9 protein-coding genes and 1 pseudogene are annotated in these 11,556 nt (G+C 53.9%); all 10 read left to right on the top strand.

Annotated features, from left to right (window positions below; all coding sequences use genetic code 11):
- Positions 1-4 precede the first annotated feature (4 nt).
- Positions 5-643, top strand: coding sequence for a VWA domain-containing protein (locus ACO77H_RS15110; protein ID WP_169953324.1), 639 nt, complete (start codon positions 5-7; stop codon positions 641-643).
- Positions 644-718: 75 nt separating this feature from the next.
- On the top strand, positions 719-3,100 hold the full coding sequence (locus ACO77H_RS15105) for a type VI secretion system Vgr family protein (protein ID WP_432754189.1): 2,382 nt from the start codon (positions 719-721) through the stop codon (positions 3,098-3,100).
- Positions 3,101-3,130: 30 nt separating this feature from the next.
- Complete coding sequence (locus tag ACO77H_RS15100) at positions 3,131-5,890, top strand: hypothetical protein (protein ID WP_432754188.1); 2,760 nt, start codon at positions 3,131-3,133, stop codon at positions 5,888-5,890.
- On the top strand, positions 5,890-6,777 hold the full coding sequence (locus tag ACO77H_RS15095) for a tetratricopeptide repeat protein (RefSeq protein WP_169957405.1): 888 nt from the start codon (positions 5,890-5,892) through the stop codon (positions 6,775-6,777). The genes ACO77H_RS15100 and ACO77H_RS15095 overlap by 1 nt, the downstream gene beginning before the upstream one ends.
- Before the next feature lie 119 nt (positions 6,778-6,896).
- The gene (locus tag ACO77H_RS15090) at positions 6,897-8,447 is read left to right on the top strand and encodes a hypothetical protein (RefSeq protein ID WP_432754187.1); all 1,551 of its coding nucleotides are present in this window, start codon (positions 6,897-6,899) and stop codon (positions 8,445-8,447) included.
- Complete coding sequence (locus tag ACO77H_RS15085) at positions 8,398-8,943, top strand: glycoside hydrolase family 19 protein (RefSeq protein WP_432754186.1); 546 nt, start codon at positions 8,398-8,400, stop codon at positions 8,941-8,943. Before ACO77H_RS15090 ends, ACO77H_RS15085 begins: the two co-directional genes overlap by 50 nt.
- On the top strand, positions 8,936-9,715 hold the full coding sequence (locus tag ACO77H_RS15080; protein ID WP_432754185.1) for a hypothetical protein: 780 nt from the start codon (positions 8,936-8,938) through the stop codon (positions 9,713-9,715). The genes ACO77H_RS15085 and ACO77H_RS15080 overlap by 8 nt, the downstream gene beginning before the upstream one ends.
- Positions 9,716-9,976: 261 nt before the next feature.
- A complete protein-coding gene (locus ACO77H_RS15075) occupies positions 9,977-10,141 on the top strand; it encodes a PAAR domain-containing protein (RefSeq protein WP_346343077.1) in 165 nt (54 codons plus the stop codon).
- A 649-nt stretch (positions 10,142-10,790) separates the two neighbouring features.
- Positions 10,791-10,967 (top strand): hypothetical protein, encoded by a 177-nt coding sequence (locus ACO77H_RS15070; RefSeq protein WP_262380984.1) that lies wholly within the window; start codon positions 10,791-10,793, stop codon positions 10,965-10,967.
- A pseudogene (locus tag ACO77H_RS15065) lies at positions 10,949-11,533 on the top strand (type VI secretion IcmF C-terminal domain-containing protein); the annotation flags it as partial. The gene ACO77H_RS15070 and the pseudogene ACO77H_RS15065, both read left to right, overlap by 19 nt.
- Positions 11,534-11,556 lie beyond the last annotated feature (23 nt).

The following is an 11,556-nucleotide window of genomic DNA, read 5'->3' as shown; positions in this document are numbered from 1 at the left end:
GCGACTGGACAGGGGCCGCCAGGGCAAGGCGCGCAGCGCGCAGCAGGGCTCGGTCAACTGGCCGGGCACCCTGCTGGGGGGGCGGCCGCAATCTCGTGAAGACCTGCGCTATCACCTGCGCAGCTGTTCGGCCCATGAGTTGTGGCTGGTGATCGTGGATGCGTCGGCCTCCACCCGGCGGCATCGTGCATTAACCGACGCCAAGGGCTTGCTGGCCCAGCTGTTTGACGATGCTTATCGACAGCGCGCACGTATGGCATTGCTGACGGCCAGCGGGCAGGCGCCGAAGTGGCAGGTACAGGGGTTGAAAGCAGCGAAAGGCTTGGCGGGCTGGCTGGATCAGTTGGGCGCGGGCGGTGGTACGCCGCTGCTGGCGGCGTTGACCGAGGCTGGGCATTGGCTGGCGGCGCGGCGCAAGCGGTATCCGGCTGAGCAGCAGCGTGTGTTAGTGATTACGGATGGGCGGCTGAAAGCGATTGCCGGATGGCCGCAATTGGATTGCCCAGGGCTGCTGATTGATATCGAACGTGGGCCGATTCGGTTGGGCAAGGCTCAGGAGCTGGCGGCCGGGTTGCAGGTGGAGTATCGACATATCGATAGCCTGTCGACGCTCAATCAGATTCCGGAAGCACCCTTCTTGTAAAGTCGAATCTTCCGACATTATTCGCCGATAACAAATCTTTACTCTCTGAGCTCTCTCGCGTTCAGGAGTAAAGGGATGACTTCCAGCGTATTACCGAGCGTTTTTTTCGATCACTGCCGACACACGCTATGGGTGCGCAACGTTCCTGTCTCGCTGGACGTCCTCGCCTTCGAAGGTCAGGAGCGGCTAAGCGAACCATTCTCCTATCACATCGAATTCACCAGCACCGAACGCGACCTCCCCGCCGAAACCCTGCTCGGCCAAGACGTCTGTTTCAGCCTGCACGCGCCGCCGAAAAAGCTGCCCTTGTTAGTTTTGACGCCACCCCCGATCAAACCCCTGCGCACCCTGCACGGCGTGATCACCAGCTTCAAGCGCCAGTCCGGCTCCAACGACCAGGCCGGTTATGCAATCACCTTGCAACCACGCCTGGCCCTGCTCGCGCGCAGCCGTCAGTTCCGCATCTACCAGCACCAATCAGTGCCGCAAATCGTCGAAAGCATCCTGCGCAGCCGCCACGACTTTGAAGGCCAAGACTTTCTCTTCAGCCTCAAACGCGACTACCCCAAGCGCGAACAGGTCATGCAATACGGCGAAAGCGACCTGGCCTTCATCACCCGCCTGCTGGCGGAAGTGGGTATCTGGTACCGCTTCACCAGTGACGAGCGCCTGCGCATTGATGTGGTCGAGTTCTGCGACGATCAACGCCTCTACCAGTTCAACGTCGAACTGCCTTACCACCCACAATCCGGCCTCAGCAGCAGCGACCAGGACAGCGTGTGGAACCTGCAATCCAACCATCAGGTAGTCGAGCAACAGGTGCATTTTCGCGCCTACCACCACCGCGACGCCCGCGCGGACCTGAACGGCGACATTGACCAGACCCGCGGCGCCAAAACCACCTACGGCGAGGCCTACCACTACGCCGAACCCTACAAAGCTCTCGGCAACCGGCTGGATCAGGATGAAGACCTGCTCAGCGAAAGCGGCTATTTCTACGGGCGCCTGCGCCACGAACGCTACCTCAACGATCAGACCCAACTCAACGGCGTCACCAGCAGCGCCACCCTGGCGCCGGGCCAGGTGCTCAAAGTCACCGGCGGCGCGCCCCAGGCTTTTACACCTGGAGCGGTGATCACCGGCCTGACAACCACCGCCGCCCGTGACAGCAGCTTCATCGCCACCTTTGAGGCCATCCCCTACTCAGAAAACGTGTGCTTTCGCCCGGCACTCAAGGACAAACCTCTGATCGCTGGCAGTATCCCCGCCCGCGTCACCAGCAACCAGGCCAACGACCCCTATGCTCATATCGACCTGGAAGGGCGCTACCGGGTGCAGTTCCTGTTCGACCGCGACAGCTGGACGCCGGGTCAGGAAAGCCTCTGGCTACGCCTGGCCCGGTCCTATGCCGGCGACACCCACGGCTTGCACCTACCGCTGATTGCCGGCACCGAAGTGGCGGTGGCCTTCGAACAAGGCGACCCCGACCGCCCCTACATCGCCCACGCCCTGCACGACAGCCAGCACGTCGACCACGTGACCTTGCGCAACTACAAACGCAACGTCCTGCGCACCCCGGCGAACAACAAACTGCGCATGGACGACACGCGGGGGCAGGAGCACGTCAAGCTGAGTACCGAGCACAGTGGCAAGAGCCAGCTCAACCTTGGGCATTTGGTGGATGGTGAGCGCCAACCGCGAGGCCAGGGAGCCGAATTGCGTACCGATGGTCATGCCGCCATTCGTGCGGGCAGCGGCATCTTCATCAGCGCTGACGCACAGCCCAAAGCGCAGGGCCAAATGCTTGAAATGAGCGCAGCGGTTGGTCGACTCCAGCAGGCGGGCGAACAGTTGGATGGGTTGTCGGTAGACGCCCAGGAAGCCCACGCAGATCCCGCCGATGTACAGGCGCAGTTGAAGTTTCTCAAGCAACACCTAGAGCAACTCAAGTCGTCCGTGCTGATGATCAGCGCGCCTGATGGTGTTGCCATGACCAGCGGCCAGCACCTGCAACTGGCCGCGCAACACGACCTCATGATCAACGCCGGGGCCGAGGCAGATATCAGCGTGGTCAAGCGGCTGTTTATCGGCGTGGGTCAAGGGATGAGCCTGTTTGTGCGCAAGCTGGGGATCAAGCTGATCGCTAATCAGGGGGCGGTAAAGATCCAGGCGCAAAACGACAAGCTGGAGTTACTCGCGCGTCACGGCTTGGAGATCACCAGTACCGAGGACGAGATTCATATCACGGCGAAAAAGAAGATCACCCTCAACGCAGGGGGCAGCTACATCACCCTCAATCCGAGCAGTATCGAGTACGGGACTCAGGGGGACTACCTCGTCAAGTCGGCGTACTTCGACTTACTGGCCCCAGCCCAACAAGCTCTGGATATGCCGCAGCTCCCTCAATTGACCGAGCATAAATCCAAGGCCAACGGGCCTGTGGATTTCTCTGGCTGATTCCTTTGCGAACCAGGAGCGAATCACATCATGGCTAACTTGTTCTCTGTGTTTTTTAACCTTCTAAACCCTGGCCGCAAGGCGCAGGTTTATGTGCCGGTTGCATTGACTTCAGCAGCGCCGCAGATACCGTTGGAAGAGGCTCCCGCGTTAACGCAAACAAATGCCAATACACTGCAACCGTTGAAAAATTGGTGCCATCCCTTTAAGGGCAAAAGCAACTCACTGCTTCAATTAACCCAAATGGCCAAGGCCGCTACGGGCTACTACCCATTGGGCCGCAATGGCCTGTGGCACGGCGGGGTGCATTTCGACGGCGGCACGGCCGGTACCTTGGATCAATCCAGCGTGCATTGCCTGGCCGACGGCGACGTGGTGGCCTACCGCATCGATGAACGCTCGCCGACCACCACTTACTTCACTGAAGAACTGTGTGTACCCAAGCCATTTTCACGTAACTTTGTGCTGGTCCGCCATCGCCTCCAAGCACCCCAGATTGAAGGGAGCCCCGACGTACCGCCGAGCCTAATCTTTTATAGCCTGTATATGCACTTGCAGGACTGGGCGGTTTATCGGAATGACCCTTCCATCCTCCGTCCGGCATTTTGGCCCGAGGGGCAGACTCGGCGGGTCAAGATGACGGTTAGTGATGTACGCACAGGTCCTCCTGAGCAACGTGGCCTGAATGTGCGTAACCAGGCGCGGGTCGGCAAGGTATTGGCGCTGCTGCCACAGGGCGCAGAAGTGACCGTCAGCGGGGAGGGTGAATACCGCAAGCTGGAAAGCACTAACGGGCCAGATATACTGAAAAAAGCCGACGGCTCACTGCTCGGTTTCCTTTCGGTTGATTATCTGGTCCCCGTCGTCGGAGATGAGTATCGGGTCAAAGCGACGTCTTCACTGCGCGTCCGCGCAGAAGCCAACACCAGCAGCGCCGTCCTTATGGAGTTACCCGACGGCACGGAAGTTACCGTGAGCGGTGAAGGTCCGTTCCGCAAGTTGGAGCGTGTTAATCAATACGTTCATTTCAACTCGCTGGAAGGCGCCCCGGAACCGCTAGCTGACCGCATCGTGGTGCTCGATCAGCCCTTCCCGATCAAGGCGGGCGATTTGATCGGACACATTGGCGAGTATCAAAGCGGCAATGCCGAGCACCCGGAAAAGAAGCTGCACCTGGAAGTGTTCAGTGCCGACCACGTGGAGCCATTTATCGAGGCAAGCCGTGCCTGGGCCCAGAGACTGCCCGCCGCCAGCAAGACCTGGCTGAAATTCTCCAAGGGCACCGCAGTGGTGACGCATCAGGATCGTTTCAACGCCACACAACCACCCACACTCAGCGCTGCCAGCACGCCCAGTGATGCTGATCTGCGGGTGCCCAAAAGCCTGATTGATGGCCTGCCGGCAGACAAAAAAATCGTAGTCACCGCAGCGCCAGATCGAAGCGCCTGCAACTGGTATCGGCTTGATGGGCTATTCCACGACGAGAACGGTGTGTTACTCGATGGTTGGGTGCGTGAAGAAGTGGGCGTTACACCGTGGTTCAGTCCATGGTCGTGGGAGGGCTACGACGTCGTCTTCAACTATGACTCCCCTCGGCAAACCCTGGCGTCCTTTTTTCGGGCCGTAGGCCGTTTCAGTCAGGAGCAACTCGAACGCTACGGTAACTTGGCCGATAAGTCTGATGAAGGACGAATGAAGAATCGCCTGTACGACATCATTGATCGAGACCGTGATGGAGTGGTGACGGCTGAAGAGTTACAGGCAGCAATTGCTTTACCGGCGCACGCGCAGTCGTTGTCGCAACTGGTCATCCACTACGAAAGCGAGTGGCGCCACGAACCTTACAAGTGGGATGCACTGGACGATGTACTGGGGCATAGCGGCTCGACTCCACTTTTGAACTGGGTGGCGGAGAAGGAGCGGATCAAGGAGATCAGTTGGTGGAATGAGGTGGCGGAGGGAGTTGGATTGCCGAAACACGGCCAGGTTTATCATCTGCATCCGATAGGCATGCTTAGTTACTTTGCTGCAGCCTCTGAACGTCAACTAATAACCCGTGCCATGCTAAAAAAAGCGAGATCTACTATAGAAGACTCTTATTGTGATGCAATATTGCCTATCTTAAATAAATATGCAAAATTATATAGTGTTAATACTCCTCTTAGAGTTTCGCATCTGTTGGCGCAGGTTGGTCACGAAAGTGGGTTTAAGGTGCGGGAAGAAAACTTGAGCTATACACCAGTTCGCATGAGGAAAATTTTTGGCTGTCGAAATAATCAAGCCGGCTACGATGATTCAAAGGATGAGTGTGTTTCTTTGCCGAGACTTCGCCCTAAACTTTGGAGTGATTCAGGCATGTATGCCAATAATCCAACTAATTTAGGAAGTTATGTTTATGCCAATAGGAATGGTAATGGAGATGAGGCAAGCCAAGAAGGATATAAATATCGCGGACGAGGAATTATTCAGTTGACTGGAAAAAACAATTATCGTGAGTATTCTCGTATACATAATCAAAAAGACCCTTCCGATCCTAGAGATTTTCTGGATAACCCAGATTTAATAGTCACCGATTTGAAGTATGGGGTTGAGTCAGCTTTTGTCTGGTGGAGCATGAGTGGAATGAATGATGTGATTGAGCGTTCGTACGTATTGAGAACTGAAGAAAGAATTGCTGAGCATGTTGCAGATGTTTCGAGACGAGTGAATGGGGGTGTGATTGGGTTGGAGGAACGTGTTTCTCTTTTTAATGAGTTGCGGAGCATGGTTGAGTTGGAGCTGAATTCTTAATGGGTAAGCTTTTTTTATTCGTGCTGTTTGGATGTTCGGCGTCAATTTGTGCTGAAGGTGGGAGCTATTCTTTAAATCCAAGCTTCCATGATGCCCAGACAGTTGAGTTCGTGTCGATGGATGGCGAGCGTGGCCGAACTATAAAAGGCCGCCTGTCAGGTAAAAATGGAGTGCAGTACCATATTCCCGATGTGTGCGAGCCTGAGGGTGGGGAAGCTGCGCTAGTTGATGCTTATGCTGTAAAAGGAAAGGAAAGTTATTTTCTATTTACTTGTGCTTGGAACGTTCAGCATTCTGGTGTTGGTATTGAGGGGACCCAATATGAGACTTTCGTTTATACTCAGGGAAATCCAGGCTTAATAGTAAGGCAGGCGGAATTCTCCAGAAATTTGTCCGGTTATGAAGGGCGTTTAGAGGGTGGAGTTAGAAGCCACTTTTGGTACTCAAAGCGTAAAATTGCCAGTGTGAAAATGCTTGAGCTTGAGGCTGGAAAGTCGATGGACTCTATATCTCTGGCAAGTAGTGTTGTTCGAGATCGCCTGAGTGATGCAGATGTAGATGCAATAAAGGCCTATCTTGGGGGTGAGCGAATCCAGCAGTTGCTTGTGGATTCTCCTGTCGGCAGATCTACTGTAGTTGCGTACAATGATATTGGCTACGCGTTGGCGTTCGCTGGTGAGGAAGTGATGGCGTATGAAATATTGAAAAGGGTAGAGGCAGTTGCTCCTGGTAGAGTTGTTCTCAAGTTAAATATTGCTGATGTATTATGGTCGTCCGACAAAGAACAGTCGAGGGTATATTATAAGCAATATGTTAGTTTGATGGGGGAGGCTGGAAAGGAAAGGTTAATTCCGTTAAGAGTGATTGAGCGTATTAATTCTAATTGATGGTGTGAAATGGCTAAGTTTTTGCCTCGTGTTGCAGGAGCGGTTGGTGCTGGCGCTTTTTAGTGGTGCGTATTGTAGACGCGGTTTGATGAGTCTGGAGTTTTTGAAAGGATTCCGAAGTGACCGTCAGTGGGGAGGGTGAATACCGCAAGCTGGAAAGCACTAACGGGCCAGATGTGCTGAAAAAAGCCGACGGCTCACTGCTCGGTTTCCTTTCGGTTGATTATCTGGTCCCCGTCGTCGGAGATGAGTATCGGGTCAAAGCGACGCCTTCACTGCGCGTCCGCGCAGAAGCCAACACCAGCAGCTCCGTCCTTATGGAGTTACCCGACGGCACGGAAGTTACCGTGAGCGGTGAAGGTCCGTTCCGCAAGTTGGAGCGTGTTAATCAATACGTTCATTTCAACTCGCTGGAAGGCGCCCCGGAACCGCTAGCCGACCGCATCGTGGTGCTCGATCAGCCCATCCCGATCAAGGCGGGCGATTTGATCGGACACATTGGTGAGTATCAAGGCGGCAATGCCGAGCACCCGGAAAAGAAGCTGCACCTGGAAGTGTTCAGTGCCGACCACGTGGAGCCATTTATCGAGGCAAGCCGTGCCTGGACCCATCGACTGCCCGCCGCCAGCAAGACCTGGCTGAAATTCTCCAAGGGCACCGCAGTGGTGACGCATCAGGAGCGTTTCAACGCCACACAACCACCCACACTCAGCGCTGCCGGCACGCCCAGTGATGCTGATCTGCGGGTGCCCAAAAGCCTGATTGATGGCCTGCCGGCAGACAAAAAAATCGTAGTCACCGCAGCGCCAGATCGAAGCGCCTGCAACTGGTATCGGCTTGATGGGCTATTCCACGACGAGAACGGTGTGTTACTCGATGGTTGGGTGCGTGAAGAAGTGGGCGTTACACCGTGGTTCGGTCCATGGTCGTGGGAGGGCTACGACGTCGTCTTCAACTATGACTCCCCTCGGCAAACCCTGGCGTCCTTTTTTCGGGCCGTAGGCCGTTTCAGTCAGGAGCAACTCGAACGCTACGGTAACTTGGCCGATAAGTCTGATGAAGGACGAATGAAGAATCGCCTGTACGACATCATCGATCGAGACCGTGATGGAGTGGTGACGGCTGAAGAGTTACAGGCAGCAATTGCTTTACCGGCGCACGCGCAGTCGTTGTCGCAACTGGTCATCCACTACGAAAGCGAGTGGCGCCACGAACCTTACAAGTGGGATGCACTGGACGATGTACTGGGGCATAGCGGCTCGACTCCACTTTTGAACTGGGTGGCGGAGAAGGAGCGGATCAAGGAGATCAGTTGGTGGAATGAGGTGGCACCGGAAGTGGGGTTGCCGGTGGATGGCCGGGTTTATCACTTGCATCCGGTGGGATTAGTTAATCACTTATTTATTAGTGTGCAGGGGGTTCTGAATTGCAAAAAATGCGGCGCCATGATCAATTTAACGAGAGGATTTTTTGAGGATATATGCGGCAATGCTGTCAACCCTGAATTCATTAGTGCAATGGTGGGCGCTTCCAGGAGTATGTTCAATAAATATGGTGTAAATAGTTGCGTCCAAATCACACATTTATTGGCTCAAGCAAAGAAGGAGACAGGGGGGGGTTGTGAGTTTTCGAGAGTCGCTGAATTACTCAAGAAGAACCTACACAGCTGATAAGCTTTATAAGCTTTCTCCGACGGTAATCAATGCAGGTTTCTCTAGGGTGGGACTCAGATTTGTCAGTAAAGAGGAGAAGTTAAAGTGGATAGATGAGAATTTGCTGGGGAACGATGCTGCATATGGTGTGCACTGCTACGGAAGCACCGAACAGCCAGGAAAGGATTTTAGAGGTCGAGGATTGATACATCTTACTCATTATGAGACGTACAAAAAGTGCGCCAAAGAAACGGGGCTTAAAATTGATGTAATGTCGGAACTTTTAGAGAGCGACTTTGCGGTAGCTATAGAGACTGCTCTATGGTTTTGGCAAGGAAAAAATATTGCGTTAATTGCCGAAGATACTTCTCTGTCTGAGAACGCTGCCGTAATTGCTGTGACGCGACCTATTAATGTCGGATTGGCGGGTTTGCCTGAGCGGCAACAATACAAACGAGATATTACACCTATTTTCTTTCATCACTTTGAAACTGAGTGTACTAAAAATGTTTAAGTTACTAACTTTTATGATTCTCTGTGTTTTAGTTTTGCCGGCTGCGGTGTTTGGCCGCACATGCGATGATCTTGGGGGCGGGCAAGCTTATCAACCTATGGATTTTAATGGTTCAACAGTATGCTTCGTTTTTACAAAGACTCCTACGGAGGAGGGGCAGTTGTCACGCGATCCTGATGGTATCGCAATTTACTCATTATCCAAATCTGAAAAATCAAGGCTGGTGTATGAGTTTCCATACGCAGGAACAAAAGGAAAAATCAATGATGCCTTCGCTATTTTTGTGAGTGCAGCGAGCGAAGAAATGTTTTTTGTAATACACAGTGTGGAAGCGCCGAGAGCATGGGATGTTATAAGTGATGTTTATGCTGTGAGTGTGTTTGTTTTTGAAGGCGGCGCTTTAGTTAGAGACGAGTTGCGGTCAGGTTTTTTTGATATGGGTGGAGATATGAAAGATAATGTTGGGGAGTTATCTTACGTATACCCTTATAAGGATAAGATTTCAGTCAGTAAAGCTGTGCGATCAATTTTGTTTGAGGTGGCAGGAATGCTTGTGCCCATTAGCGGTGTGGTTAAAGAAAAGTCGTTTTTATATGGTTCTGATACTGAGCCCGTGATACAGGAGCCGAGCAGAGTGTACTTGATTAAGGGTGATGAGGTAGCACTGGAGCAATCCATGGCAGGTTGGTGCAAAGTTTCATTTGTCACAAAAGTAAAAAGGGTCCAAAAATGGATGCAATGTAAGTCAATAGCTTTTTCGGAAAGACAATGATTTGTAGGCTCTGTGAGGTTAGTTTGGTGGCTGTTTTCGGCTCGTAATGGTATGCGCCAAGTAATATGTTTAAAAGCGTATAACGATGATTGCTCTTAGGTTTTAAATGTGTTTGACAGATGTGGCTCCTGCGCAAGGTAAGTAATTTAATTGCTTCGTGAGAGAGATTAAACATGAAAAACATTATCCGCATAGGTGACAAAACAACTGGCGGCGACACTGTTCTATCAGGATCCACTGTCATGAATTTCAGAGGCATTGGTGCCCGACCCGGTGGACTGTCTGATCCCCGGCCATGGTCGAACGGAGATTGCCGAGGGCCATCCAGCGTTTCACGACCACGGCATTCCGGTCGCGTTTCATGGGCATCGTTGCGCGTGTGGCTGCACCTTGATTTCTTCTTTGCCTCAAGTGAGTGCGAGTTAGTAATGCCGGTCAGATTGGATCAAGTCCCAGCACCGTCGCCACGACCTTCGCAGCCTAGGGGTTGGCTTTGGTTAGGCCTACTGCCACTGCTGCTTTTGCTGCTTGGTGTTTAGGACGTTTTTGTTCGGTACTCAATCGTTACGGGAGCATCCCGCGAATTTCTGGGGCATGGCTTTGGTGTAGCCGCTCTTGTGTTGGTGCTTACTGAGCTTCGGGCGTGTGTTGCTGTATTTCGTTCAACAGCAGGTCGCTGATGGGTGGGATAAGGCACGTGAAGAGGATTTAATCCAAAAAATTTGGTGCGGTCGGCGTGTGCTGCAGGTACTGGGTGTAAGTCTACACACAGCTTTGAGCGAACTGGATGCGTCGGTAACGACACTACTCGGTTCCTTGCGCGGCGAGGTCAAGGCGATCACGGCCCAGCCGTCCAGGAAAGGTCAAACTGTGTCGCGTCACAGCCGGATAGCAGGCGATGCGGATGACACTCTTGAGCAGGCGTTACTAAGGCTATTAAAGCAAGCGTCTGATTCGCGATCCAACCACCGCCGATCTTCGTCAGCAACTCAACGCGCTGGTCAAGCTGCAACCGGACCATTCCGAGCGCGCTGAACGCGCCCGGCAGACCTACGACCAGCTCAAGGCCCACCTGATGCTGGCCCGTCCGGACAAAGCCGACGCTGATCTGCTGGTCAAAACCCTGGCCAACGTCGAATCCTCCGCCCTGGTGTTGTGCCAGGCCTCTGGCAAACCCTGTCACCCACGCTTTGGCAGTTCTATGGCTAGCACCTGGCCGCCAACCCCGCTTGGCGCATCGAGCAGTTTCTAAAGCGGCAATTGAGCGGCGTGTTGCGCAAGGAGGGCAGTCAGTGGGTTGTGGACCTACGTCATCGCCAAGAGTTACGTTTCAACCCGGCGTTTCTCAGCGCCATCAACCAGCTCAGCGACCTCGCCGATGTGCTCTACACCGACGGCGGCATGGGGCTGAGTTTCGAGCTGCAAGGCAAAGCGGTGCGCGATGTGGTGCCGACCACCTTCATCCTCAACGGCGACCGGCACCAGTATTTCAACCAGAAGGAAAGTTGGCAGCGCTTCCACTGGCCGGGCCACAGCGACTATCCGGGCGTGAGCCTGAGCTGGACCAGCGTGCATGCCGGCGAGCGTCTGTTCGGCGACTACTCTGATACCTGGGACCTGATCCGCTGGCTGGGAAACGCCCAGGTCACGCCGTTGGACGACAATCACAGCCGCTATCGCCTGCTGCTCAAGGCGCCGGATGGCTTGAGCCTGACCTGGCACCTGCGCACGGAATTGGATGCGGGACCACTGGCGGTGCTCAAGTTGAGAGGCTTCAAGTTGCCGCAACAGATATTTCTCAGCTCAAATGACACTTGAGCCCGTTGAGTATGGTGCCGTGG

The sequence above is a fragment of the Pseudomonas sp. WMBT8 genome (genome assembly GCF_050916005.1).
Lineage (GTDB): Bacteria > Pseudomonadota > Gammaproteobacteria > Pseudomonadales > Pseudomonadaceae > Aquipseudomonas.
Note: the sequence above shows the minus strand (reverse complement) of the source record. Positions and strands in the feature narration are given on the sequence as shown.